We start from the raw sequence: 25,235 nt of genomic DNA, 5'->3' as shown, positions 1-25,235 counted from the left end.
AAGTGATTACAAGTCTTAATTAATTTTAAAACATTTCAGTATGAAAACAAAATTTAATGCAGTAAGACGAATAACAAAAACTATAATTACGCTTTCAATATTACTTTTTTCGTGCTTCGGATACGCGCAATTAAAAGGCGGACACATATTAGGAGCAATGGGACTTCAGTCAGGAACCCAAGCACCCGCCAATACTTTAAGTGTGTATGTACCGGGATATTTGTATGATGCCTGTACCTTACGCGATGCTAATGGAGACGAATCGATTGCCAATCCTGACATTACCATGTTTATAACAGGAGCTGGAGCAGCTTATGTAAGCGATTTTAAAATTTTAGGAGCCAATTACGGAGCCAGTATTTTAGTCGCTTTTGCTTCAAATACCATACAAGGAAATTCTGTTGATGCCAAAAATTCACTTGCTTTTACAGATATGTTTGTTCAACCTGTACAACTAGGCTGGCATAACAAAAGAGCTGATTTTCTATTTAGTTATCAATTATATATTCCAACCGGACGATTCAAAGCAGGAGCTTCAGACAATGCCGGATTAGGAATGTTTATGAATGAATTTTCAGCAGGAACGACCTTGTATTTTAATGATAAAAAGACATTTCATTTCTCTGCTTTGGCCGCTTACGAAATCAATGGTAAAAAGAAAGATACCGACATAAAAACTGGAGATATTTTAAGTGTTGAAGGTGGTCTTGGAAAAACATTCTACATGATGAATGCCGAAAAAACGGCACCAAAAGGAATCCTTAACGCAGGATTGATTTACTATTTGCAATACAAACTTACAAACGATAAAATACCAGTTGGAAATATAGTTTTAGAACCAGACAAAGACCGTATTGGCGGTATTGGTGCCGAAGCCAATTATTTTCATATTGGCTCTAAAACTTCGGCAGGATTACGTTGGATTTCAGAATTTGGCGCCCACAGCCGTTTTCAAGGAAATACATTCTTCCTCACTCTGGCACACGTATTTAGTCTGGCAAAAGAAAAAAAAGAATAATCAAAAGCTGAGGTTGATGTTTTTGGATGAATACATTTTAAACGGATTTATATGAAAAATAAACACTCAGATTTTCTTAAACAAAACAGAAAATATTTCCTGAAAATAGTTTTTGGATTTGCTTTTTGTCTTTTTTCATTTCAGGCAGTAAATGCTCAGAAACAGCATCCGCATATAAGTGTAAAAGATTCTCTTGATGGAGCTTTTGATTTAAGTGATTACATTATTTATGCACATGGATTTATTGTTGTTCCTACTGTAATTACAGAACCTGCTTTGGGCGGCATTGGCGGTGCCATAGTTCCTGTATTCTTAAAAAAACACGCTCCGGTTGTAGATGAAAACGGTAAAAAGCGTTTTATAAATCCTGATATCACAGGCGGAATAGGAATGTACACTGGAAACAAAAGCTGGATGGCAGGAGCATTTCGTTCGGGAACGCTTATTAAATCTAAGATTTTGTATCGTGTTATGGCGGGTTATGGAGATATGAACATTTCATTTTACGCTAATAATCTGCCCAATCAAAACGATCAGGAATTTAAACTCAATTTCAGGTCTACCATATTATATACACAATGGCTCAAACAATTTAACAATCCAAAGTGGAGCGCAGGACCTCAATATCTTTTTTTAAACTCAAAAATAAACCTGCCAGACTTTAATCTTCCGCCGCCTTTTGTAGATCCAAAAGATATTAAAAGTACCATAAGCCAGCTGGGAGGAGCCATTCAGTTTGACGGACGCGACAATATATTTACACCAGACAAAGGAATTCGGCTTCAGTCTGACTTTTTTTGGTCAGATAAAATATTAGGAAGTGATTACAATGCCTGGCGACTGAATTTATCGGCAATAGGATATTATCCATTAACTAAAAAATTAATCGGCGGGCTTAGGGTAGAAGGAGAGCAGGCGTTTGGGAGTCCGCCTTTTTATCTTTTGCCGGGAATCAATTTAAGAGGAATTCCGGCAGCCAGATATCAGGGAAAAACAAGTATTGTTACCGAAGCCGAATTGCGATGGGATTTGTACCGAAGATGGAGCCTGATGGGATACGGTGGTCTTGCAAGTGCTTTTAACGATTGGGATCAGGCTTTTGCAAAACCTGTTGTGTACAGTTACGGAACCGGTTTCAGGTATTTATTAGCCCGAAAATTCAAACTCAGAATGGGTGTCGACGTGGCACGCGGTCCCGAAGATTGGGCTTATTATATTGTTTTTGGAAGCAATTGGTTGAGGTAAACTTCAATTAAAAATTGCGATTAAAAATTAAAATTCCCGATAATAGAATATCGGGAATTCACTGGTTTTGGGTTAATTCTAATTTTTGGCAGTAAATTAATTTTTCCAATAAGGTTTAACGATTTTATTTTGTTTTCGGCTTAAAGCCAATAATAGAATAGTTCCTAAAGCACAGAATACGATAGCCTGAATTGATCCTTCTGGACCAAATTCTCCTCCAGTAATAAATTCGGGACCTTGTATTTTGGCTTCTAATAGACTGTTTGTTTTTTCATTTCCAGAAGTTATCGCTCCATAAATTCCTGATTGAGTGAAATTCCACGCAAAGTGTAACGCAATAGGGAACCATAAATTACGGCTGTAAATAAAAGCAGCTCCAAGCATAAAACCAGCCATTGTTATGCAGATTCCTGAAATTAATGTTCCATGAGGATTGGCCAGATGCAGAATACCAAACAGTACCGAAGAAATCGTAAGAGAAATATAACTTCCCAGTTTTTCTTCTACAATTCTAAATATAATACCACGCACCAAGATTTCTTCAATAATGGCTACGGTAAACATGATGGTAAACGGAATCAGAATAAACGAAACAGGATTAATGTTTACAATGCTGTAATTTCCGTTAAGGTACATCACTAAAATGGTGCAGGATTGTAAAATAAAACCAATCGAAATCCCAATTAAAAGATTTTTGGCAAGTCCTTTTGTCGCAAACTCTGTTATAGTTCTTTTATCGTATTTTTTGAAGAAAAGGATATAACTGAAAATACATGAAAAGGAAACAAACAGTCCTTTTAAAAGATTTCTGTAATCTTTATCGAGTGGTGTTAAAGCTAATAGTTTTGCGGCAATCTGCTGGCTGATAATAACAACTGCCATAAAAGTAAGCAGTGCAAGAAGAATTTTAACTACAGGGAAATTAAATATTTTTTGTTTTCGGGTAAGCGTTTCCATTTTTGTTTTTGAATTAATGATGAGACAAAAATATCCCGCATCTAAAACAAAAAATAGAATGAAATTTGCCTCTTTATAGCTTTTGAAACTGTTTAGGCAAAAATCCCGTTTGAGTTTTAAAAGTCCTGATAAAATGACTTTGATCTGCAAATCCACATTCAAGGGCAATTTCGGTTAAATTACTTTCCGTGGATTGTATCAGCGAAAGCGAACGATTTATTTTAATACGACGCATGTATTCGCCCAAAGTACAGCCAAAATATTTAGGGAAATGTTTTGAAATGGTAATAGGACTGAGATTTAAAACCAAAGCCAGATCCTGCAGGTTTGGATTTTCATTCCAGCAGTCGTTTAATAATTCCTGTAAACTTTTTACCCAGAACGGACTTTTTTCAAATCGGTCAAAGTGATTATTTGCAGCCGATAACTGAGAAAATAACATCTTAATAGTATCTGCAGAAAAAACGTCGGCAGTCAGTGTTTCTTTGAAAATCTTTAAAATCAAAAACTTAGCAAAAGCTTCATTTTGAATTGATTTTTCGATAACAGCTTCAGAGATTTGTAGTTCTTTAAGCAGACTTTCTTCAATTTCGATATTGATATTTCGAGAAGGAAAAAGTGTATTTTGGTTCAAATGAAGCTCGTCGCTATGATAAAACAATAATGATCCTGGACCAACTGTTTCATTAAAGTTTTTTCTTTTTTCTGTCGTTCCGCCTTTTAAGAAAAGTGTGATATGAGCATTATTATGAGAATGCCAGCCTTCGTAAACCTTATTTTGATACTCAGTTTCAACCACAGCAATTCCCTGCGAAGTATTAAAACTGTTTTTAGTATTTCCTAAGTATTTCTCTTTTTCGAGTTCGTACATTTGGTGGTGGATTGCATAGCATTTCAGGAACCAAAATACTATTTATTTAGAAACAAAAATCAAAAACTATTTTTGATTGATGAAACATTTCCATTTTGCATATTTTGTAAGTTTTGCTTGCATAATAAAAACATTGTATAAAGATTAACGGTTAAATAATAGTTTATTTACCGAATATTTAATTGTTTTGTAACAAAAATATAATACAGGCTACTAATAAGTAACTATTAAATCTTTTGATTATGTATAAAATTACAATGAAATCTGTTTTTGTGGCTTCCGCTTTTTTAGTTGGAGTAAGCAGCAGTTTCGCACAAGACATCTTGGTAAACTCATTAAAGTTAAACGCAAGTGATAAAAGTAAAGAGAACTTTAAATTCACCGAAGTAGTTAACTTAGGAACAACATCAGTAAAAAATCAAGGTTCTTCGGGAACTTGCTGGAGTTATTCTACAAACTCTTTCTTAGAATCTGAAATGATTCGTTTAGGAAAACAGCCTGTAGAATTGTCTCAGATTTTTTCTGCCAGAAACGTGTATGTAGAAAAAGGAATTAACTACGTTCGTATGCACGGAGCCGTTACTTTAGGCGATGGCGGCGCTTTGCACGATGTAATTAATATGTACAAAAAATACGGAGCCGTACCAAGAGAAGTTTATACAGGATTAAATTACGGAACTGATAAAAATAAATTCGGCGAAATGTCAGCACTTATCGAAGGTGTTTTGGCAGCTGTAGTTAAAAATCCAAACGGAGAATTAACTCCAAACTGGCAGAAAGCATACGCTGCTGTTATCGATTCGTATTTAGGGAAAGTGCCGGATAACTTCAATTACAAAGGAAAAAACTATACACCGCAATCTTTTGCAAAAGAAATTGTTGGAATTAACCCTGATGATTACATCGAAATGTCATCGTTTACAACTTCTCCGTACTACCAAAAAACAACGATGATGGTGCCGGACAACTGGTCATTTGACCAGGTTTACAACGTAAAAGTAAACGATATGACAGACGTTATCGACAACGCTTTGAAAAAAGGATATACAGTAGCATGGGCAACAGACGTAAGTGAGAAAAGCTTTAGCTGGAAAAACGGTGTGGCGTATGTGCCAACAAAGAAATTCGACGAAATGACGGCTGAAGAAAAAGCAGACATGTTTAACGGACCAAAAGCAGAACCGGAAATTACTCCAGAAATGCGTCAGGCTGCGTTTGACAACTACACAACAACAGACGATCACGGAATGCACATTATTGGTATTGCAAAAGACCAAACCGGAAAAGAATACTATATCGTTAAAAACTCTTGGGGAGAAACCAACGATTACAAAGGTTTTTTATTCGTAACCAAAAATTTCGTAAAATATAAAACTACTGCCTTAATGGTAAACAAAGGAGGAATTCCTTCTGAAATCGCTAAGAAATTAGGGGTATAAGTTTAGATAGGTTTTTATAAAATAAGAAAGCGCCGTAATACAAAGATTACGGCGCTTTTTCTATTATGTATGGACAACTTTTCCGATAAAATTATTTTTAAGTTTATTGCTTTTATTTATAATTTTTTGGTTAAAACTTTTTTTCCTTCTTTTGAACTTAGTTATTGGAAATGCAGCTTGAGTTCTTTCTAATTCAACAATGAAATTAATTCTTATTTTTTTCCATTTACTGTAATGCTTTTTTCTTATAATCTCGTTATTTCCTTCTGAAAAATCTCCATTATGAAGCTCGTCAATGTCATCTAAATACATTTCCTTTAATGGTTCGAAAGGGTAAAGACCATCGCTAATTCCAAATACTTCGTCTATATTTTCATAAACGCTTCGAATTTCTTCTATTGCTTTACTTGTACAAAATTTTAATTTTATATATTTCTTTTGGCATTGTTTATTATAATAAGTATATTCCATGAATTCAGTATTTACTTGTATAAGTAAGCTATATACAGTTCGCAATGCTTTGAGATATTCGTTTCGTCTTTGAAAACAAAATACTAAGTATGCAGCAGGTAAAGCAAAGATAAAAGGCAATAAATCTTTAAATACGGTATAATAATCCTCGTTTTTTATTTTTAATTTCAAAAATATTCCAATTAAAATACATATTGTATAGAAGAACATGACTCCTAGTATAGTTCTGTTTAAAATTATTCTGGTCATTAATTTAGATTTTGTCTAATATTTTTAATTCATAGAAAAAAGACTATCGAGAGATAGTCTTTAAAATTTTATGCCCCCTCATTTGGTCTGTCGAAATCAGACTCATTATCTTTTTCTGACGCATAAGTTGATTGGCGAGTAGCTGTTTTTGAGCCGCTAGCATAGATTTTTTTTAGGTCTTTATTGTATGGCTCCCAATTCCATTTCTTTGGATTTTTGACAATTTCACTTTGTGGTTTTTCTAAAAACTTTGTTGCAAATACTTTCATAAAAAATTATTTAATGGTTAATGTTAATTAAATTGTTTTTAATTGCGTCTGTAATTTTTAACCCTGTTAAATCTTCAATCCACAGATATTGCCCGCTTGGATTTATCTCTAAGAAATACCATGAACCCTCTTTAGAAACAATAAAATCTAAGGCTCCATAAGTTAATTCAAGTTTTTTCATTAATAAAGTAACTTTTTCTTTAATGTTTTTGGGTGGTTCAATAACTGAATGGGGAGTGTTTGCTAGATCGTATCTTCGCCAATCTGTTTTCGCAATTTCTGATTTTTGTGAATCAATTTTACAAACGAAATGGTCATTACCTACAACGGTATATCTTACTTCAAAATCTTTTTCAATATATTTTTGTAGAAAAATCGGATTTTCTTCTGATTTTGAAAATTCCTTGAGCTTTTCGTATGGAATTATATTGACATAAAAACCAACATATTCTTTGTCTGCAATTTTATAAAAATCTTGATTTAAAAGCTTTAAGACTATTTTTTCATGTTTTTTTCCGAATTCTAAAATTTCATTTCGATCATTGGACAATAAATAGTCTGGAATTTCAAAACCGACTTCATTGGCTATATCTAATTGGAAATATTTGTTTTCTGCTTTATGATTTTTTCTGTAGTAATTTAGCCACTTAACATCTTTTAAATAATAATATATTCCAAGTAATGTTTTATTCCATTCATTTTTCCATATATTAAATTCATAGTCTTTATCTTGTTCATCAAGCATGAGTTGAACAAATGTCCTTCTATTCCAAACGCATTTTATTTGGCTAAGTGTTATTTTTTCATTCTTATTGTTGATGTACCAATTTTTATTTTTGAAGGTTATAGAAGTTTTTTCTAAAGATTTTGTGTCTAAGTCTAATCTAAAAAAAGGTATTTGACTTTCTTTTAGTTTGTCTATTAATAAATTTGCATGTGCATCATTTTTTTCGGTAAGAATTAATATCATTTTGGTTATTTAGTTTGATTTTATAAATTTTGAGGCTTTATTGCTCTTGTAAAAATGTGTAAATTAAACATTTTGTTTAATCTATATTACAAGTAGAAATACCTGATTATTTCTAAAATCAAATATAAATTATTGATTTATAGTTGTTTTACGGATTTCCGTAAATAATGAGATAGATTTTAGTGACAAACTAATAGGTTAAAAAAAAAGCGCCTTTTAAAGCGCCTCTTTTTTAATTGTATATTTAAAAAAACGAGAAATTACTTCCCCTTCATCAACTTCTCCAAATACTCCACTTTATCCTTTTCAGCCTGAACCAAACGCTCATAAAGTTCCACAACTTTATCAAGCGGGTTGAAATTGCAATTATGATTTACTACTGGTCCACTATTAATAACTGATCCTTCGTAGTTATTTTGAATATTATTCAAAACTGCTTCTTCAGAGAAATTTTTAATTCCTTCAGCAGAAACGCCTAAAACTTCGGCAATTGCTTTCAGTTTTTCTTCGTCGACAGTTTCGCTGTTTTCAATAATAGAAATAGACTGCTGGCTCATGCCTAAAGCATACGCCAAAGCTTCTTGTTTCATGTCACGAAGTTCACGAATGCGGCTTATTTTTCGTCCTATATGGTTTGGTTTTGTTAGTGTGCTCATAATTCAAAGATATTTAAAATTCCTGAAAAACTATTCGGTGTTGTAAAATACAAAGTCTTAGTGGTGCGATACAAAATTTAAAGCAGTAATTGAATTTACATCAAGACAAAAATACAACTTTTCGCACAGTTAAAACTGAAAACTAAAATTATAAAAAGGGTGGGTTTTGCTTAAAAAAGCATAAACGTACACTTCGTCGTTTTTCTGAGCACTTCGTAGTTAAAATGAGGATAAACTTTAGAAAGTGAGTACCTTTAAGTAATAATTTAATCGAATCATTAAATTATCATGAAAAGATTTGCTGCATATTCGATAGTTGCCATGAGTGCTTTTTCATTGAGCAGTTTAGCCCAGCAGACGAGTTATGCCGTCGCAAATACAAAAACTGCAAAAGCGGCAGCAAAACCAGACAAACCGAAAGAAGATATGGTTATAGTGGGCTATTGCGTCGAAGAGGTAATTAACATGCCTTTTGGCAGCCGAACGACTACCTACGAAGTTCCCAAAGAAGATATGGTAAACACTTACGATCTCGGGCCTCATAACACGCGAAAAGTAACTCCCATATACGGAAGACCAAAAGTAAAAGAAACAAGCGCTGTTTTGCCATCAAAAAACATCGCCGAGACCAATAATCAAACCATTCAGCCTATAAAAGTAGAAGTAACAGCTCCGGCATATTCGGGAAAAATGATCAGCGTAGATATAGTCGATACTTATGCCAATGTATTAGATAAAGGTTACAAATCAGTAGAAATGCTTAAAAGAGTTGCAGACAAATTTTATTTTGCAAACGATTTTGAGAACGCGGTCAAACAATATACGGAGCTGTTAAACCTGGATTCGAATGTTGAAGCGGTCTATTATTTTAGATGCGCCCAGTCTTTAAAAGCCATAAAACAAAATGATAAAGCCGATGAAATGATGAAGCTGTTTGAAGAGAAAAATAAATAATGTAATTTTTGTTAGAGTTTGTTTTTAACCGCAAAGAACGATAAGCCGAAAATCAAGCTTTGCGACCTTTGCGGTTAATTCATTTTAAGAAATTATTTCGAATACCATTATAAGCCAAATAATTTGTGGTACAAGTTTTGTACTTATCTCTACGGTATGATTTTGTCGTTTCAACAGATAAGAAAAAAATCACACTCGCTGATCGATGGAGGTTGGAGATAAACTTGGTGGAGTTTCTTGTGTGATGTATTTCGATTGTTCGCAGTTGCCCGAATTTCTAGTCGAAATGCCAAGATTGGTTAGATTACATGTATAAGCAAAAAAGACGATCAATTTTGATCGTCTTTTTTTTTGCTTCTAACCAATCCCGAAAGCTTTCGGGGCTCTGATTCACAATTATGAATAAAAAAAATACCACTTACATTTGCAAGTGGTATTTTTTAAGCTCCCCCTCTTGGGCTCGAACCAAGGACCCTCTGATTAACAGTCAGATGCTCTAACCAACTGAGCTAAGGAGGAATCACCTTAAAGGTAAATATGTTTGCTAAAAAAAGTTGCTCCCCCTCTTGGGCTCGAACCAAGGACCCTCTGATTAACAGTCAGATGCTCTAACCAACTGAGCTAAGGAGGAAGTTGTTGCTCTTTTTAGCGAGTGCAAATATAGGTCTTTTTTTAGTTTCTCAAAAATATTTTCACTCTTTTTATTAATTTTTTTTTCTACTTGACAATTGCCTTATAAATGTCATTTCCGTTTGCGAATAAAAGCAGTGCTATAAGTAGAACAAAGCCAACCATTTGGGCGTTTTCAAGGAATTTATCGCTAGGTTTTTTACCGCTGATCATTTCGTATAATAAAAACATCACATGTCCGCCATCAAGTGCCGGAATTGGCAATAAATTCATTACTCCAAGCATAATTGACAATAAAGCCGTGATTGACCAAAATGTTTCCCAGCTCCAAGTATTAGGGAAAATATTGTAAATCGCAGCAAAACCACCTACTTGTTTGTATGCTTTTGTTTCAGGATTAAAGATCATTTTCAATTGTTTTCCGTAACCTACTAATTGATCTTTTCCTTTTTCGATACCAACCGGAATAGATTCTGCAAAACTATATTCTTTGGTACTAATTTTATAGTATCCTAATTTTTCTAAGGATTTAATATCCAAACCAGCCGACATAACACCTAAAGTTCCAGCAGGTGAAACTTTAACTGTAAGCGGTAATTCTTTTAAATCACGTAAAACAACAGCAGAGATTGTTTTTCCTTTGTTTTCTTTTAAAATGGTTTTTGCTTCATCAAAATATTTGATTTTTTTTCCGTTAAGAGAAAGAATCAAATCTTTTGGTTTTAAATTTTGGTTTGGAGACTCGTCGGCAACTTTTCCAATAGCAAAAGGAGTACGAATTCCTATAAGCAAACCTTTTTCATATTTTGACAATTGATCTACAAAATCAGTTGGCATTTTAATAGTTTGCTGTTGTCCATTTCTTTCAATTAAAATCTCTTTCGCCATGATCACATTCATGTTCATGTCATTGTCAAAGTTTTCTACTTTTTTATTATCAATAGAAATTATTTTATCACCAGTTTTAAAACCTGCTTTTAGCATAACTGGATTATCGATAGAGACACCATCTTTTAAGTCAGAATTGGCAATATAGATATCGCCATAAGCAAATGCCATTCCTATATAAATAATAAACGCCAGAATAAAGTTTACGGTAACACCGCCAAGCATAATAATTAAACGCTGCCAAGCTGGTTTAGAGCGGAATTCCCAAGGTTGAGGCGGTAAAGCCATTTGTTCCTTGTCCATACTTTCGTCAATCATACCCGAGATTTTTACATAACCTCCAAGTGGCAGCCATCCGATTCCGTATTCTGTTTCACCAATTTTCTTTTTTAGTAGAGAATATTTAACATCAAAAAACAAGTAAAATTTTTCGACTCTAGTTTTAAACAATTTAGCAGGGATAAAGTGCCCTAATTCATGAAGAATAATAAGTAAAGATAAACTCAATAGAAATTGAGAGAGTTTGATAACTATATCCATTTTATATTTTTAGTTCGTATTTAACGCACAAAAGTAACGTTTCTTATTTAATTTAACACTGCAAGATACTACTTAAGGTTTTAAATGTTTGTTAATTAATAACCTTAATATATGTAATTCAGTCAAAACTGATTTACTCTTTATAATTAGTCCTGTTTTTCGCCAAAATGTTACAAAATGTCTTATTGTGATATTTTTAAAACTTATTTGGGTAATTACTTCATTATTTCCAATCTAATTTCATTTTCTAAGCGAATTGAGGGTATTCTTAAATAGTTAACATAACTATTTTTAAATTCTTAAAAGCGGTCTTGTTTTATTAATTTTTTATAGCGAGAATATGAATTTTATTAGACAAATTGAAAGAATAAAAAAGATGCACAAGTTAATTTCTGGAGAAAAAACAGGCTCTCCACTAACATTTGCAAAAAAGTTATCTCTAAGCAGAAGCCAATTTTATAATGAGTTAGAACTCATAAAAGAATTAGATGCTCCGGTAAAATATTGTAAAAAGCGAGAAACATTTTATTATGAAACTCATTTTGAATTGATATTAAATTTTTCGCTAAAAACAATAAGAGAAGACGAATCTAGAGAAATTTTTGGAGGATCTAATTTCCGTCCAATTTTATTAGACGGAACTCTGATAAGTTTGCTATAACAAAATACTTCTCGAGAAAATGAATTTTGTTGTAATTATTAATTAACCTTTTAAAATTAAACATTATGAATTTAGAAGAATTGAACCTTTTTGAGTTAGATAATCAGGAGATACAAGAGATTGAAGGAGGAGGTATTAGAGCAGAAATTGCTTTTGTGATTTGTGACATGACTTTTGGAGTTATTCCTGGAGCATTTATGCGTCTTGGTTACGCTTTGGGATAGTATAATAACATTAATGATAAAAAAGTAAAATATGGAAAAGATCGAGTTAGTTAGTGAAATCAAATTAATTGAATTATCATCTATTGAGCAATTGGAAATTAATGGAGGTTTTGCAATTGAAGTAATTACTTGTTGCTTAGGAGCATGTGCCTTTGCCTATCAAATTGGAAAAGATATGGCGGCAAAAGGCTGGTAATAATTTAATAAGGCACTAAGCTAATTGTAGCTTAGTGCTTCATCTACTTATTGTGTAAAAATGAAAAAAATATCAACAGAAAGAGGGGCAATTTTTTTGGTATCTATTCTAATAGGAACTAATACCGCTTCATACATTTTAGGAAAAAGCTTGACGATATCAGAAGGTAGTAAAAATGGACTATTTTCAGTACCATTATTGATAACAATTATATTAAGTGTAATTGTAGGTGTTTCGGCTATATTAAGAAAATAATTGTTTAATAAAAAGAAATTCAATTATGAAAAAAACTATAATATTAAGCACTATAATAATATATATTATAGGCTTGACAGTATTACGGCAATACCCAGAAAGTCATATTCTTTCTTTTTTATTAGGTATTTTATCCGCTTCAAGTATTGTCCTATTTTTATTTATAATTGCTAAAAAAGCGAAATTATGATAGAAACTAAATTTTTGAAAAGAGTAAGATTAGTGATATTAATTGCCTTCATAACCTATTCATTAGGCTATGTTGTAGGGTATTTTTTTAAATAATTTGAAGAATCTCTTTCCTGTACTTTTTGAGAAAGAGATTCTATCTTAATTTTTAGTTTCATGAATTTCAGTTCCTTTATAAAAATCCTGAAATTTTATTAATGGATGAAGCTACAGCATCTCTCGATACTCATTCAGAAAAAATGGTAAAAGAAGTTATAGATAACTTCAAATCATTGGGAAAAACTATAATTGTCATTGCACATCGTTTGAGTACAATAGCCAGTGCCGATACTATATTAGTTATGAAAAATGGATCAATCGTAGAGTCAGGAAATCATTTCGATTTACTAGAACAAAAAACGGAGTATTATAATTTGTGGAATAAGCAGACTTTGATTTAAATGTTTGTTAATTAATAAACATTTCGATTTCTCCTTTTATCAAGATAGAGTAACTTTACTTTTTTAAAAGGTTATCGTTTTCAATTGGTAACCCAAATCTATTAAAAGTTACAAATATGGCTTCAAATTTATTTTCTCCCATAACTTTAAAAAATATTACCCTTAAAAACAGAATCGTTATTTCGCCCATGTGCCAATATTCTGCCGAGGACGGATTCGCAAACGACTGGCATTTGGTTCATTTAGGAAGTCGTGCCACAGGAGGCGCCGGACTTATTATTCAGGAAGCAACTGCGGTTTCTCCCGAAGCCAGAATTTCTCCTTCTGATTTAGGAATATGGAAAGATGAACATATCGAAAAACTGAAACAAATCAATGCTTTTATCGTTTCTCAAAATTCTGTTCCAGGAATCCAGCTGGCTCATGCAGGACGAAAAGCTTCTGTTTCGGCTCCGTGGCTTGGCAATAAAAAATTAGATTTCGCTCAAGGCGGATGGCAGACCGTTGCGCCAAATGCAATTCCGTATCATGATAACGAACCTTTTCTTCCAGAAGCTTTGGACAAAAACGGAATTCAAAAGGTAATTTCGGATTTTAAAACAGCTGCAAAAAGAGTGGTAGAGGCGGGATATCAAGTTTTGGAAATCCACGCGGCACACGGATATTTACTGCATCAATTTTTATCTCCGCTAACCAATGTTAGAACCGATGAATATGGAGGAAGTTTTGAAAACCGAATTCGTTTTACACTCGAAATAGTAGAAGCAGTTCAAACAGAATGGCCTTCAAATCTTCCATTAATTGTTAGAATTTCAGCAACAGATTGGGCAGAAGACGGATGGAATCCTGAAGAGTCTGTACAGCTTTCGAAAATATTAAAAGAAAAAGGAGTAGATGTAATCGATGTTTCATCAGGCGGATTGGTTTCACATCAAAAAATTACGCTTGGTCCAGGGTATCAAGTTCCTTTTGCAGAAAAAGTAAAAACCGAAGCCGATATTTTAACAGGTGCTGTAGGTTTAATTACCGAAGCCAAACAAGCCGAAGAAATCTTAAATAAAGGTCAAGCCGATTTGATTTTGTTTGCCAGAGAATCGCTTAGAAATCCAAACCTGCCCTTGGATTTTGCCAAAGAATTAAACGAGGATATTCATTGGCCAAAACAATACGAAAGAGCTAAACTTTAATATTTTTTTCCGCCACGAATTCACGAATTTGTTTTTTTTAATTCGTGACTAATAAACTAAAAAGCAATGCAAAAAATAAAAACAGCACTATTGTCATACGGAATGTCGGGAAAAGTTTTTCACGCTCCGTTTTTAGATATTCACCCCGGATTTGAATTATTAGGATCTTGGGAAAGAAGTAAAAAACTTATTCAGGAAGATTATCCAGAAGTAAAAAGCTATCCTTCACTGGAAGATTTATTGGCAGATGATGTTGATTTGGTAATTGTCAATACTCCAGTCGGCACACATTACGAATACGCTAAAAAAGTAGTTTTATCAGGAAAACATGCTGTTGTTGAAAAAGCCTTTACCACAACAGTAGCCGAAGCCCAAGAATTGAATAAAATAGCAAAAGAAAAAGGTGTAAAACTAGCCGTATTTCAAAACAGAAGATGGGACAGCGATTTTAAAACTGTTCAAAAAGTAATCGAGGATGGCGTATTAGGAGATTTAGTCGAAGCCGAATTTCATTTTGACAGATACAATCCATTATTGAGTCCGAAAGCACATAAAGAAACTGCCAATGATGGTGCAGGAATTCTAAAAGATTTAGGTCCGCATTTAATAGATCAAGCCGTTTGTTTATTTGGTTCACCAAAATCAGTTTTTGGTGATATCAGGATCACTAGAGAAAACTCATTAGTGGATGACTGGATCGACCTTCAGTTGATTTATGAAAATTTCAGAGTCCGTTTAAAAGCAGGTTTTTTCGTGAGAGAAGCCAATCCCGCTTTTACAGTTCAGGGTAAAAAAGGATCATTTCTTAAACCAAGAGGTGACGTACAGGAAGACAAATTGAAAGAAGGAGAAAAACCAAATTTAGAATCTTGGGGAACCGAATCTGAAGATTTACAAGGATTGCTTCATACTGAAATTGATGGAAAAACAATCCGAGAAAAAATCCCAACGCTGCAAGGCAATTATTTCTCATTTTTTGATGGTGTTTTCAATTCTATTACGAACGATGTTGCAGAACCAGTTACTGCCGAAGATGGCGTAAAAGTAATGCAGGTTATCGAAGCTGCCATTGCAAGTAACACACAACGAAAAGTAATCGATTTATAAAAGAAAATAAAATTCAGAATGATCAAAAAGATGCACAATTGTGCGTCTTTTTTTGTTTTATAGTGAAACTTAAAATCATTTTCCAGCAATAGTTTTGTCCGTAAAATCAGTACTGAAAACCAGCTTTTTTATAAACAATAACGTTGTAAATAAATCAACAATTCGTACTTTTAAGTATATAAGCTGCTTTTTTGTAATTTTATAACATAATCTCATAAATACTCCGATTTTGATAAACTTCAATCCATTACAACTTTTTCAGACAAAAGGGAAAATCAAGAAAGTTTTTAGAGAAGCAAAAGCCTCTTATTTAAACCGAATTCGTTTTGCAGTTGGAATGTTTTATTTTGGAATGGGTTTAAGTTTTGCCACTTGGGCAAGTAGAATTCCAGACATTAAAACAGCACTTCATTTAACCGAGGGCGATCTGGGTTCAATTCTTTTTGCACTTCCAATGGGACAATTGCTGATTATGCCTTTTTCGGGAAAAATGGTAACCAAATTCGGAAGCCACCGCATTTTGATTTTTTCATTAATCATGTACGTTTTGTGCTTGGCTAATTTAGGTCTTGCAGGAACGGGATTAGAATTATCTCTGGGTTTATTTCTGTTTGGATTATTTGGAAACTTAGCCAATATAGCCGTAAATACACAAGGTGTTTATACCGAAGTATTATTTAAAAAAACCATTATGTCTTCGTTTCACGGAATGTGGAGTTTTGCTGGCTTTACAGGCGCTTTAGTGGGTCTAGGAATGCTGGCTTTACATTTATCGCCTTTACATCATTTTCTAATTGTGGGGGGAATCGTAATACTAATGGTGGTTTTTAATTTTAAATTCCTGATTAGAGCCAAAGAAAAAATTAAAAATAAGACCAACGAAAAGAAAAAACTATTTACAAAACCAGATAGCGCACTGCTTTGGCTCGGAGTCATAGGCTTTTGTAGTATGGCCAGCGAAGGTGTAATGTTTGACTGGAGCGGTGTGTATTTTAAAGATATTGTACAAGCTCCGGGACCGCTAGTTGTTTTAGGATATACTTCTTTTATGATTATGATGGCAAGCGGAAGATTTCTGGGAGACGGATTAATCAATAAATTTGGACGTGAGCGCGTAATGCAAATCAGCGGGGTTATGATTTCTGCTGGACTTTTTACAGCCGTTTTTCTTCCATATATTATCCCCTGTACTATTGCTTTTATGGCTGTAGGTTTGGGAGTTGCTACAATTGTTCCTACCGTTTATAGTATGGCAGGGAAAAACCCAACGGTTCCGCCGGGAGAAGCTTTAACGATTGTTTCAAGTGTCAGCTTTCTTGGATTTTTAATGGGACCTCCCGTAATTGGACACATTGCTCAGAACTTTGGTTTACAATTTTCTTTCGCCTTTATCGGAATCTTTGGCGTTTTGATTGCCTTTATGGTTTCTAAAATTAGAACAAACGATTGATTTAATCTTTTGATAATCAAAAATAAACACAATATTTTACCTTAAAATCTCATTTTAATCCGAAATAAATTTGTAAGAATTTATTTCGGATTAAATATTTTTTATATATTTGAAACTTGCGTCGCTTGTATTAATGAGCAGACAAAATGCTTTTTCCAGAAGCCAATTTTTTCTTTTGAATATTAGGAGTAATATCCAAAACTTATTTTCAAAACAAATTGGAATTCTTAATGGGAAAAAAGTACCTAATCTTTTTTATTTTATCGTCTTTTAGTTTTGCTTTCGCACAGCGGCAAACCACTTTTACAGGAATTGTAATGGATTCTAAAACACAAAATCCGCTTGAAAATGTGGTGGTGAGTGTTCAGAATTCTTCCATTATGGTTCTGACTTCAAAAAAAGGAAAATTTGAACTTCATTCTTCAATAGAAGGAGAACAACTGCTAGTAATCCGAAATCAAGGATACAAAGACTTACTTTTAAAAATACAATCCAATTTTGGGAAAACTGTAAATCTTGGAGCACTCCAAATTGAAGATACTTTTTCAGATGAGATTCCAGCGGCTTTAATCACTTTATTGGATAGTGATTTCTCGGACGATAACAGTTCTTCCGAAATGACATCAGGATTATTGCAATCGTCCAAAGACGCTTTTATGCAGTCGGCGGCATTTAATTGGGGACAAGCCCGATTTAGAGTTCGCGGTTTAGACAGCGAAAACGGAACCATGATGCTTAACGGCATGATGATGAACAAAATCTACGACGGAAGACCACAATGGAACAATTGGGGTGGTTTAAATAATGTGCTTCGAAATCAAGAATTTTCAGTTGGAACTGCAGTTTCAAATTATACTTTTGGCGGTGTTTTAGGAACTCAGCAAATTGATACTCGTGCTTCCTTATATCGAAAAGGAACTCAGCTCACCTTTTCAGGAAGCAACACAACGTATCTCTGGCGCGCTATTGGAACTTACGCTTCTGGAATGACTTCTTCGGGTTGGGCTTATGCAGTTTCGGCAGGTAAAAGATGGGCAGATGAAGGGTATTTTGAAGGCACAAATTTTAATGCTGATTCTTTTTTTATTAGCGTTGAGAAGAAACTCAATAATAGAAATTCACTCAATTTTACTGGTTTTTACACGCCCAATTCCAGAGGAAAAAATTCACCAAACACCAGTGAGGTAATTGGCTTGACGAGCGAAAAATACAATTCATATTGGGGATTTCAAGATGGTAAAAAACGAAATGCAAGAGTTAAAAATATTGAAGAACCTTTGCTGATGCTTAATCATTATTTTAAAATTGATGATAAATCAACGCTGAATTCAGGTGTGATGTATCAGTTTGGAAAAGTGGGAAACAGCAATATCGATTATCAAAATGCCGATAGTCCTGATCCGGTATATTATCGTAAAATGCCCAGTTATTTTAGTTCGCTTTATGCAAAAGATCACGGAGAGTTTTCAGGAGATTTTACACCCGATTACGAAAATGCAGAGAAAAGCAGAACAACATTTTTAGCTAATTCTCAAATCGATTGGAACGCAATGTATCGGGCTAACGAAAAACCAAATCAAAATGGTTATGAACCTGCGCAAAGTCATTATATTTTATACGAAGACAGGACAGATGATAAAACTTTTGCGTTGAATTCAACTTTTAATACCCGAATAAATTCTAACCTTTCTTTTGACGCTGGATTTGTCTATCGAAATTTGAAATCACATAATTTCCAATACCTTTTAGATCTTTTAGGAGGAAAATATTTCCTGGATATTGATCCATTTTACAAAGGCGATTTATCACAATCGGATTTGAAAAATCCAAATCGAGAAGTGAAAGAAGGCGATATTTACGGCTACAATTATAATTTTTTAGCGAATACTTTAGATGCCTTCACGCAGTTTAAATTCACGTATAATAAAACCGAGTTTTATCTGGCACAATCTTATTCCGTATCTGATTATCAAAGGGAAGGATTGTATCAAAACGGACTTTATCCTGAAAATTCTTTAGGAAAAAGCGAAAAAGTAAATTTTGAAAATTTCGGTTTCAAAGGCGGATTCACTTATAAAATCTCGGGCAGAGAATGGTTATTTTTTAACGGAGCGCATCTTACAAGAGCACCGTCTCTTCGAAATACATTTTCAAATTCCCGCTTAAATAATTCTATTGTCGATGGCATTGAAAGTGAAAAGGTAACCAGTGCCGAAGCGAATTATGTATATCGATCGCCTAAGCTGAAACTACGTCTTACGGCCTATTATTCGATGATAAAAAACACTTCGAAAACTTCCTTCTTTTATGCCGAAGGAATTTTTGAAAGAGGTGCAGGTTATGATCCTACAGATGCTTTTGTCACGCAGACATTAACGCATTTAGACAAAAAGAATACAGGAGCCGAATTGAGTTTTGAATACCAGATTTCGCCCACATTAAAAACTACTGTATCGGCTGCTTATGGCAATTACATTTACAACAGTAATCCTGATGTTGTAATTACAAATGACGGAAATAGAGCAAAAGACGGAGCTCAGACTACTTTTGATTTTGGCCGATCTTATCTTAAAAATTACAAACAAGCCGGAACTCCTCAGCAAGCATATTCAGTTGGATTAGAATATCGTGATCCAAAATTTTGGTGGATAGGTACCAATTTAAATTATTTAGCAGATAGTTACATTGATGTTTCGCCAATTTCAAGAACATCTCAGTTTTATATTAATCCTGCAAATGGATTTCCTTTCCCCGAAGCAACTTCAGAACGCGGAAATGAATTATTAAAACAAGAAAAATTCAATCCAGTAACGTTGCTGAATATAAACGGCGGAAAATCTTGGCGAGTTTATAAAAAGTATGTCGGACTTTTTGCCAGCGTAAACAATGTCTTGAACTTAATGTATAAAACAGGTGGTTTTGAGCAGGCAAGAAATGCCAATTTTAGAGCTTTAAATCAGGATATTTCAAGCGGAACACCAGCATTCGGACCTAAATATTACTACGGTTATGGACGCACTTATTTCTTAAATCTTACTATCGGTTTATAAAACCAAAATACATTTCTTATGAAAAAACGAATATTACTTTCTGCCTTATCCTTTTCTTTTTTTAGCTGCAGTCACGAGGTTGATGCTCCAAAATTAGCTTGTACACAACCAGATTTTAAAGTAACCAAAACTGTTGAAAAAGTATACGAACTTTCAGGAACAACTGCCAAACAATATTTATATGATGATGTAATTGAAGCTTATGTCGTTTCGAGTGATGAAGAAGGCAATTTTTTTAAGACCATTTCACTGCAAACAAAAGCCTCTGAAAGAATTCCCGCAATAGGATTTGCTGTTCCTGTAGATGCTTCAAATACTTATATTGAGTATAGAGTTGGAAATAAAGTGTATGTAAAACTCAAAAACCAATTTACAGATTTGTATTACGGCGGATTACGAATTGGAAGTTTGTATGTAAGCAATTCAGGAGATCCTACTATTGGACGTGTTTCTCAAAATGAAGTAAAAAGCGTTTTAAATGCTTCGTGTACGAACGCTGATGAGAGTCAATTGGTTGAATCACTGTCGATAGAAAAAGCCCTTAACGATAGTAAATTAAATACACTTATAGAACTTAACGATGTACAGTTCACCGAATCAGCAATTGGGCGTCATTATTTTGAAGAATCCAATAACGTAGGAGGCTCAACAAACTGGAATCTGCGTGATAAAACCGGAAACCAAATTATTTTTAGAACCAGTAGTTATGCCAAATTTGCCGATCATTTTGTTCCAGAAGGAAGCGGTAAAGTACGAGGAGTTTTAACCAAATTTGGAACCGATTATCAATTAATGGTTCGTTCAGAAAGTGATGTTGTATTGAATGGAAAACGTAATGTTCCGCTCTTTGCCGAAGACTTTCAATCGGTTAAAAATAATGTCAACTTTGCGCTGCCGGGCTGGAGTAATATTGTAGAAAAAGCAACTAAATTATGGAAAAGTATGCTGTATGCTGGAAATGGTTATGCAGAGTTCAATACCACAAGTACCACCGCAGCCGAAAATATAGCATGGCTTGTTTCTCCAAAAATTGATTTGACAGAATATAAAAATACGGTTCTGTCCTTTAGAAGTGCACAGCATGATTTGAAAGTCGATTCGCCTTTGAATGCATTAGAAGTGTATGTTTCAACTAACTTTGATGGCTCTAATATATCGAAAGCGAAATGGACAAAATTAGAAGCAAAAGTAGCTTCACTTTCGACTCCAACCCGTGAATTTATAAGCTCAGGCGGAATTGATTTATCTGCTTATTCAGGCAAGATAAATATTGCTTTTAAATACATCGGATCAGGAAAAGATAAAACTCTTAACGGAGCTTTTATGGTTGATGACGTAAAGATTTTTGGAGAGAAATAGAAGTTGTTTCATAATAATGAAATTAATTGGTTGATTTTTAGTTTTTTATTGAAAAATAAGTAGTTTTTGAATTTTGAATTCCCTAAATATGAGAGAATTTTGTACTTTGGTCATCCCAAATAAATACAAAAACAAATATGAGAACCTACTTTATTGCCATCCTAATGATGGTATTTCCTTTCTTGATGCACAGTCAGGACAATGTTAGATTAAAGCAGATCAATATTGTAAAAACAAACTATCAGAATTCTAAAGACGGAGAAATCGTTAACAAAACGATGGTTTTTAAAGATGGTAAACTTCAAACCGTAACCACTTCAGATGTTATACAGCATTTCTTTTACAACAAAAATGGTTTACTAGACATGACTGTAAAAGACAAAGTGGGAAGTGACTGGAAAGAAGTGGTAAATTATACTTATGACGCTGATAATAACATTACAAAATTTGTAAAAAAATATCAGGAAGGGCCTAATTACATTACCAAAGTTGTAACATTTGTATATGAAGGAGCAAGGGTTAAAGTAACTACAAAAAAGAGTACCAATCATCAAAATTTGGTTGAAGATATTGAATATATTGTTGAAAACGGAACAATTGTAAGACGTACTTCACGCGATAAAAACAAACAGATTATTGGTAAAATTGAATATGTGTATGTAAACGATAACGTATCGAAACACAAAGGTTTAGTTGGAGATAAAATCTCTAAATCATTTACCTATGATGATAAAAAATCAGTAGATCAATTAATTGTTCAAGGACTTTTTGGAGATAATTACAAAATTATTGTACCTATGATTTCGTATCATGAAGATGAGTTTGCTTTCGAATCGATTTCATATAACAATGAAATGAATTTCAGTCCGTCGTCTACCGCTTTGGTTGCCGTTAGTAGAAAGTACAAATACAACAAACTGAACTTCCCGATTTCATGTTCACAGATTGAAGAGAACGGAATTGTAAAAACAGAAAAAACATTCATTTACGAATAAATAATTTTTAAAAGAATATTCTAAACCATTTATAATTTAGGTTTTAATACCTGATTTATAAATGGTTTATTTTTTTAATTCGAATTTAAAATTGAAATTCTATAATTGTTAGTACTGCACAAATGATTAAATTTGCAGCTTATTTTAAGATATGCTAGAGAAAGAAATAATAAATTTTGAGAGAACAGTAGTAGTAGGTATTGTAACTCAAAATCAAAGTGAGGAAAAACTTAACGAATATTTAGACGAATTGGAGTTTTTAACTTTTACCGCTGGAGGTGAAGTTATTAAACGCTTTTCGCAAAAAATGGAACGCCCAAATCCGAAAACTTTTGTAGGTACGGGAAAAATAGATGAAATCAATCTTTTTGTAAAAGAAAATAAAATATCGACTGTAATTTTTGATGATGAATTATCACCTTCACAGCAAAAAAACATTTCAAGAATTATAGATTGTAAAATCCTTGACAGAACCAATTTGATCTTGGATATTTTTGCTCAAAGAGCGGAAACTTCGTATGCAAGAACTCAGGTAGAATTGGCACAATGTATTTATTTACTGCCAAGACTTTCCGGATTATGGACACACCTTGAGCGTCAAAAAGGAGGTATTGGTATGCGTGGTCCGGGTGAAACCGAGATTGAAACAGACAGACGTATCGTGCGCGATAGAATTTCGTTATTGAAAGAGAAAATCAAAACGATTGATAAACAAATGAGTATTCAGCGTAGCAACCGCGGAGCTATGGTTCGTGTTGCTTTAGTTGGGTATACTAACGTTGGGAAATCGACTTTGATGAATGCGATTGGTAAAAGTGAAGTTTTTGTCGAAAATAAACTATTTGCAACTTTAGATACAACTGTTAGAAAAGTGGTAATTAAAAACCTGCCATTTTTGCTTTCAGATACGGTTGGATTTATTCGAAAGTTGCCGACACAGTTAGTTGATTCTTTTAAAAGTACATTGGATGAGGTTCGTGAAGCTGATTTGCTTTTGCACGTTGTAGATATTTCGCATCCTGATTTTGAAGATCACATAGAATCTGTAAATCAGATTTTACAGGAAATTAAAAGCAACGATAAACCGACGATTATGGTTTTTAATAAAATCGATGCTTACAAACACCTGACAATCGATGAAGATGACTTAATCACCGAAAGAACAAGAAAACATTACACACTTGATGAGTGGAAACAAACTTGGATGAGTAATGTTGGTGAGGATAAAGCATTATTTATTTCGGCTGTTAAAAAAGAAAATTTTGAGGAATTTAGAGAAACCGTTTATGAAGCGGTACGACAGATTCATATCACCAGATTTCCGTACAACAACTTTTTATATCCTGATTATAAGGATGCAGTTGATAAAGAGGAAGAATAAAACAGAAACGGCTTTTGATCATTCAAAAGCCGTTTTTTATTAAAATCCAAAATTAATTCCCAAACCAAATACTTCTCTAGTCTGAAGTCCTTTAAAAGCATTATCATCATAAATAGCTTGAAACGCTAAATTAGCCGACAAGAATTTATTTACTTTCATAATAATATTCAGCGAGTAATTGATATCTACGTTTTGAGGATCTTCTAAATAATTAGAATAAAGATTCAATGTGTTTTCTGCTGTTACATTGGTCATAATAGCCAATTTGTAATAAACTGAGGCATAAAAACCTAATTCGTAACGCATGGTTTTGCCTTCGTCAACTCCAAAATAATCACCATCTACATAAGGCAGTCCGGTAAATCTATCAATTCCACTTGTATAAGCATTGTCTACAAAAGTGAATTTGGAGGTTAATGGAGCAAAATTTATTTTTAAATTCTCATCTTTAGACCAATAGATACCAGGTCCAGTAGTAAGATATCCAGGTGACATAAATTTAGTCTGCTCAGTTCTGATTTCTTTTCCGTTGGCATCTTGTCCATAAATATAACCTGTAGTAAACTGAGTTCTAAAATTTATGAAATAAGAGTAATACCATTCACCAAAAGCTTTTTTACCAAGAATGGAATTAAACTCTAAACGATCATCGGTTTTCTTTCCAAAATCCGTGTTTTTAGTTTGTAAAAGACCGTATGAAGCCAGTATTTTATTATCCCAAGTTAGATCGTCTTTTTTATAATTAAAGTCGTAATTTATTCCTAAAGTTCCAGAGAAACTGTCTTCACCACCAGCAATCCAGTTGTTGAAGCTTGATTGGTTTAATAAAAGCGATACAGTTCCTTTTGCTTTCCAACCTTCTTCTTCAATCGTATCGTTGATTTTTTTTACTGCTTTTTCTGTGTTTTGTACTAATTCTTTTTCTGAATTTTGTGCCTGAACAAAAGTAATATTCGCTAAGATAAAAAGTAATACTATCAGCTTTCTCATGATTGTTTAGTTTAAGTGTATTCTCAAATATACTAAAAATCAACGGAAAAGTAGGGGATAAATTGTTTGCAGTTGCAGGTTATTTCTTAGATTCTTTGTATAATGGTACTGCGGAACACGCTTCGCCGTACATAATACTTCTTGCAAATGGCTGCAAGTAGGTTGTCGCTAAAATGTAAGCTCTCATGGGAACTGGTTTTCTAGAACAGCCTTTTACAATGACAGGTTTGCCTTTGTATGCAGAATAATCAATTGTGGTTAGAATTTCTTCATAAAGACTTGCATCAAGATCTTCGATTGTTCCGTTCACTACTTTTTTGGCAAAAGGCGCTAAATGAACGCTTACTAAAATTAATGCCCAAGCAGGAATAATAGCATCGGTACTACAATGTACAGCCACATATTGATCTTGATATTGTGACCAATCATGATTTTTAAGATGTTCTCTAAAGTCTTTTTCTTTTAATAAAAATCCTTCCAAAAGCCATTGCGATATATCAATTTGCGTACGCATTCCTTTTGGATAATAATCTTCTAAATCAAAAACTTCTAAAGCACTATTGGCAACTTTATTGATAATTTCTTCCATTTTTT

The 25,235-nt window shown here is 33.5% G+C and carries 25 protein-coding genes and 2 tRNA genes; 16 read left to right on the top strand and 11 right to left on the bottom strand.

Going from position 1 to position 25,235, the window contains the following annotated elements; translation table 11 throughout:
* Positions 1-40: 40 nt before the first annotated feature.
* Together J0383_RS10415 and J0383_RS10410 are read left to right on the top strand one after the other, a co-directional pair.
* A complete protein-coding gene (locus J0383_RS10415) occupies positions 41-1,018 on the top strand; it encodes a SphA family protein (protein WP_207298316.1) in 978 nt (325 codons plus the stop codon).
* A gap of 51 nt (positions 1,019-1,069) precedes the next feature.
* Entirely contained in the window at positions 1,070-2,263 is a 1,194-nt protein-coding gene (locus J0383_RS10410) for a BamA/TamA family outer membrane protein (protein ID WP_207298315.1), read from the top strand.
* Positions 2,264-2,359: 96 nt separating this feature from the next.
* Here J0383_RS10410 and J0383_RS10405 read toward each other — a convergent pair whose 3' ends face one another.
* Both J0383_RS10405 and J0383_RS10400 read right to left on the bottom strand, forming a co-directional pair.
* On the bottom strand, positions 2,360-3,220 hold the full coding sequence (locus J0383_RS10405) for a CPBP family intramembrane glutamic endopeptidase (protein WP_207298314.1): 861 nt from the start codon (positions 3,218-3,220) through the stop codon (positions 2,360-2,362).
* A gap of 73 nt (positions 3,221-3,293) precedes the next feature.
* A complete protein-coding gene (locus J0383_RS10400) occupies positions 3,294-4,091 on the bottom strand; it encodes an AraC family transcriptional regulator (protein ID WP_207298313.1) in 798 nt (265 codons plus the stop codon).
* 242 nt (positions 4,092-4,333) lie between these two features.
* Here J0383_RS10400 and J0383_RS10395 point away from each other — a divergent pair, with 242 nt between their 5' ends.
* The gene (locus J0383_RS10395) at positions 4,334-5,530 is read left to right on the top strand and encodes a C1 family peptidase (protein WP_207298312.1); all 1,197 of its coding nucleotides are present in this window, start codon (positions 4,334-4,336) and stop codon (positions 5,528-5,530) included.
* A 63-nt stretch (positions 5,531-5,593) separates the two neighbouring features.
* Here the strand turns inward: J0383_RS10395 and J0383_RS10390 are convergent, their stop codons facing one another.
* The 4 genes from J0383_RS10390 to J0383_RS10375 form a co-directional block, all read right to left on the bottom strand.
* Complete coding sequence (locus tag J0383_RS10390) at positions 5,594-6,250, bottom strand: hypothetical protein (protein WP_207298311.1); 657 nt, start codon at positions 6,248-6,250, stop codon at positions 5,594-5,596.
* 68 nt (positions 6,251-6,318) lie between these two features.
* Positions 6,319-6,519 (bottom strand): hypothetical protein, encoded by a 201-nt coding sequence (locus tag J0383_RS10385; RefSeq protein ID WP_207298310.1) that lies wholly within the window; start codon positions 6,517-6,519, stop codon positions 6,319-6,321.
* Between the two features lie 10 nt (positions 6,520-6,529).
* Positions 6,530-7,489 (bottom strand): MvdC/MvdD family ATP grasp protein, encoded by a 960-nt coding sequence (locus J0383_RS10380; protein ID WP_207298309.1) that lies wholly within the window; start codon positions 7,487-7,489, stop codon positions 6,530-6,532.
* A gap of 260 nt (positions 7,490-7,749) precedes the next feature.
* Positions 7,750-8,145 carry a helix-turn-helix domain-containing protein gene (locus tag J0383_RS10375; protein WP_207298308.1) on the bottom strand — a complete coding sequence of 132 codons (396 nt, stop codon included), beginning with the start codon at positions 8,143-8,145 and terminating at the stop codon, positions 7,750-7,752.
* Between the two features lie 288 nt (positions 8,146-8,433).
* Between J0383_RS10375 and J0383_RS10370 the strand changes: the two genes are divergently transcribed.
* Positions 8,434-9,099 carry a tetratricopeptide repeat protein gene (locus J0383_RS10370; protein ID WP_207298307.1) on the top strand — a complete coding sequence of 222 codons (666 nt, stop codon included), beginning with the start codon at positions 8,434-8,436 and terminating at the stop codon, positions 9,097-9,099.
* Positions 9,100-9,544: 445 nt separating this feature from the next.
* Here the strand turns inward: J0383_RS10370 and J0383_RS10365 are convergent.
* The 3 genes from J0383_RS10365 to rseP all read right to left on the bottom strand — a co-directional run bounded on the left by J0383_RS10365 (position 9,545) and on the right by rseP (position 11,157).
* Positions 9,545-9,618, bottom strand: a tRNA-Asn gene (locus tag J0383_RS10365).
* Positions 9,619-9,656: 38 nt separating this feature from the next.
* Positions 9,657-9,730: transfer RNA gene (locus J0383_RS10360), tRNA-Asn, on the bottom strand.
* A gap of 86 nt (positions 9,731-9,816) precedes the next feature.
* Complete coding sequence (rseP, locus tag J0383_RS10355; RefSeq protein ID WP_207298306.1) at positions 9,817-11,157, bottom strand: RIP metalloprotease RseP; 1,341 nt, start codon at positions 11,155-11,157, stop codon at positions 9,817-9,819.
* A 340-nt stretch (positions 11,158-11,497) separates the two neighbouring features.
* On the opposite strand from rseP, the gene J0383_RS10350 reads away from it, so the two are divergent.
* The 12 genes from J0383_RS10350 (at position 11,498) to hflX (ending at position 23,651) form a co-directional block, all read left to right on the top strand.
* The gene (locus J0383_RS10350) at positions 11,498-11,818 is read left to right on the top strand and encodes a hypothetical protein (protein WP_239023310.1); all 321 of its coding nucleotides are present in this window, start codon (positions 11,498-11,500) and stop codon (positions 11,816-11,818) included.
* Between the two features lie 65 nt (positions 11,819-11,883).
* Entirely contained in the window at positions 11,884-12,042 is a 159-nt protein-coding gene (locus J0383_RS10345; protein ID WP_207298305.1) for a class IIb bacteriocin, lactobin A/cerein 7B family, read from the top strand.
* 31 nt (positions 12,043-12,073) lie between these two features.
* Entirely contained in the window at positions 12,074-12,238 is a 165-nt protein-coding gene (locus J0383_RS10340) for a hypothetical protein (RefSeq protein ID WP_207298304.1), read from the top strand.
* Positions 12,239-12,298: 60 nt separating this feature from the next.
* Complete coding sequence (locus tag J0383_RS10335) at positions 12,299-12,493, top strand: hypothetical protein (protein ID WP_207298303.1); 195 nt, start codon at positions 12,299-12,301, stop codon at positions 12,491-12,493.
* A gap of 386 nt (positions 12,494-12,879) precedes the next feature.
* A complete protein-coding gene (locus J0383_RS10330; RefSeq protein WP_239023307.1) occupies positions 12,880-13,122 on the top strand; it encodes a P-loop NTPase family protein in 243 nt (80 codons plus the stop codon).
* A 116-nt stretch (positions 13,123-13,238) separates the two neighbouring features.
* A complete protein-coding gene (locus J0383_RS10325) occupies positions 13,239-14,309 on the top strand; it encodes an NADH:flavin oxidoreductase/NADH oxidase (protein ID WP_207298302.1) in 1,071 nt (356 codons plus the stop codon).
* A 66-nt stretch (positions 14,310-14,375) separates the two neighbouring features.
* Positions 14,376-15,416: a Gfo/Idh/MocA family oxidoreductase gene (locus J0383_RS10320; RefSeq protein WP_207298301.1), complete on the top strand. Its 1,041-nt coding sequence runs from the start codon at positions 14,376-14,378 to the stop codon at positions 15,414-15,416.
* 229 nt (positions 15,417-15,645) lie between these two features.
* Complete coding sequence (locus tag J0383_RS10315; RefSeq protein WP_207298300.1) at positions 15,646-16,866, top strand: MFS transporter; 1,221 nt, start codon at positions 15,646-15,648, stop codon at positions 16,864-16,866.
* 230 nt (positions 16,867-17,096) lie between these two features.
* Positions 17,097-19,916 (top strand): carboxypeptidase-like regulatory domain-containing protein, encoded by a 2,820-nt coding sequence (locus J0383_RS10310; protein WP_207298299.1) that lies wholly within the window; start codon positions 17,097-17,099, stop codon positions 19,914-19,916.
* A gap of 18 nt (positions 19,917-19,934) precedes the next feature.
* Positions 19,935-21,275 (top strand): DUF5689 domain-containing protein, encoded by a 1,341-nt coding sequence (locus J0383_RS10305; RefSeq protein WP_207298298.1) that lies wholly within the window; start codon positions 19,935-19,937, stop codon positions 21,273-21,275.
* Between the two features lie 137 nt (positions 21,276-21,412).
* Positions 21,413-22,270 carry a hypothetical protein gene (locus tag J0383_RS10300; protein WP_207298297.1) on the top strand — a complete coding sequence of 286 codons (858 nt, stop codon included), beginning with the start codon at positions 21,413-21,415 and terminating at the stop codon, positions 22,268-22,270.
* Between the two features lie 151 nt (positions 22,271-22,421).
* Positions 22,422-23,651, top strand: a complete 1,230-nt coding sequence (gene hflX, locus J0383_RS10295; RefSeq protein WP_207298296.1) for a GTPase HflX — start codon at positions 22,422-22,424, stop codon at positions 23,649-23,651.
* A 39-nt stretch (positions 23,652-23,690) separates the two neighbouring features.
* Here hflX and J0383_RS10290 read toward each other — a convergent pair whose 3' ends face one another.
* Complete coding sequence (locus J0383_RS10290; RefSeq protein WP_207298295.1) at positions 23,691-24,641, bottom strand: DUF3078 domain-containing protein; 951 nt, start codon at positions 24,639-24,641, stop codon at positions 23,691-23,693.
* A 79-nt stretch (positions 24,642-24,720) separates the two neighbouring features.
* Entirely contained in the window at positions 24,721-25,230 is a 510-nt protein-coding gene (locus J0383_RS10285; protein ID WP_207298294.1) for a DUF2480 family protein, read from the bottom strand.
* Positions 25,231-25,235: the final 5 nt, after the last annotated feature.

The sequence above is a fragment of the Flavobacterium endoglycinae genome (genome assembly GCF_017352115.1).
Taxonomy (GTDB): domain Bacteria; phylum Bacteroidota; class Bacteroidia; order Flavobacteriales; family Flavobacteriaceae; genus Flavobacterium; species Flavobacterium endoglycinae.
Note: the sequence above shows the minus strand (reverse complement) of the source record. Positions and strands in the feature narration are given on the sequence as shown.

Coding starts and splice junctions, on each gene's coding strand:
- J0383_RS10410 (WP_207298315.1), top strand. CDS start 1,070: ATGAAAAATAAACACTCAGATTTTCTTAAACAAAACAGAAAATATTTC.
- J0383_RS10305 (WP_207298298.1), top strand. CDS start 19,935: ATGAAAAAACGAATATTACTTTCTGCCTTATCCTTTTCTTTTTTTAGC.
- J0383_RS10340 (WP_207298304.1), top strand. CDS start 12,074: ATGGAAAAGATCGAGTTAGTTAGTGAAATCAAATTAATTGAATTATCA.
- J0383_RS10325 (WP_207298302.1), top strand. CDS start 13,239: ATGGCTTCAAATTTATTTTCTCCCATAACTTTAAAAAATATTACCCTT.
- J0383_RS10285 (WP_207298294.1), bottom strand. CDS start 25,230: ATGGAAGAAATTATCAATAAAGTTGCCAATAGTGCTTTAGAAGTTTTT.
- J0383_RS10310 (WP_207298299.1), top strand. CDS start 17,097: ATGGGAAAAAAGTACCTAATCTTTTTTATTTTATCGTCTTTTAGTTTT.
- J0383_RS10300 (WP_207298297.1), top strand. CDS start 21,413: ATGAGAACCTACTTTATTGCCATCCTAATGATGGTATTTCCTTTCTTG.
- J0383_RS10405 (WP_207298314.1), bottom strand. CDS start 3,220: ATGGAAACGCTTACCCGAAAACAAAAAATATTTAATTTCCCTGTAGTT.
- J0383_RS10390 (WP_207298311.1), bottom strand. CDS start 6,250: ATGACCAGAATAATTTTAAACAGAACTATACTAGGAGTCATGTTCTTC.
- J0383_RS10345 (WP_207298305.1), top strand. CDS start 11,884: ATGAATTTAGAAGAATTGAACCTTTTTGAGTTAGATAATCAGGAGATA.
- J0383_RS10320 (WP_207298301.1), top strand. CDS start 14,376: ATGCAAAAAATAAAAACAGCACTATTGTCATACGGAATGTCGGGAAAA.
- rseP (WP_207298306.1), bottom strand. CDS start 11,157: ATGGATATAGTTATCAAACTCTCTCAATTTCTATTGAGTTTATCTTTA.
- J0383_RS10375 (WP_207298308.1), bottom strand. CDS start 8,145: ATGAGCACACTAACAAAACCAAACCATATAGGACGAAAAATAAGCCGC.
- J0383_RS10400 (WP_207298313.1), bottom strand. CDS start 4,091: ATGTACGAACTCGAAAAAGAGAAATACTTAGGAAATACTAAAAACAGT.
- J0383_RS10350 (WP_239023310.1), top strand. CDS start 11,498: ATGAATTTTATTAGACAAATTGAAAGAATAAAAAAGATGCACAAGTTA.
- J0383_RS10335 (WP_207298303.1), top strand. CDS start 12,299: ATGAAAAAAATATCAACAGAAAGAGGGGCAATTTTTTTGGTATCTATT.
- J0383_RS10290 (WP_207298295.1), bottom strand. CDS start 24,641: ATGAGAAAGCTGATAGTATTACTTTTTATCTTAGCGAATATTACTTTT.
- J0383_RS10395 (WP_207298312.1), top strand. CDS start 4,334: ATGTATAAAATTACAATGAAATCTGTTTTTGTGGCTTCCGCTTTTTTA.
- J0383_RS10370 (WP_207298307.1), top strand. CDS start 8,434: ATGAAAAGATTTGCTGCATATTCGATAGTTGCCATGAGTGCTTTTTCA.
- J0383_RS10380 (WP_207298309.1), bottom strand. CDS start 7,489: ATGATATTAATTCTTACCGAAAAAAATGATGCACATGCAAATTTATTA.
- hflX (WP_207298296.1), top strand. CDS start 22,422: ATGCTAGAGAAAGAAATAATAAATTTTGAGAGAACAGTAGTAGTAGGT.
- J0383_RS10415 (WP_207298316.1), top strand. CDS start 41: ATGAAAACAAAATTTAATGCAGTAAGACGAATAACAAAAACTATAATT.
- J0383_RS10385 (WP_207298310.1), bottom strand. CDS start 6,519: ATGAAAGTATTTGCAACAAAGTTTTTAGAAAAACCACAAAGTGAAATT.
- J0383_RS10330 (WP_239023307.1), top strand. CDS start 12,880: ATGGATGAAGCTACAGCATCTCTCGATACTCATTCAGAAAAAATGGTA.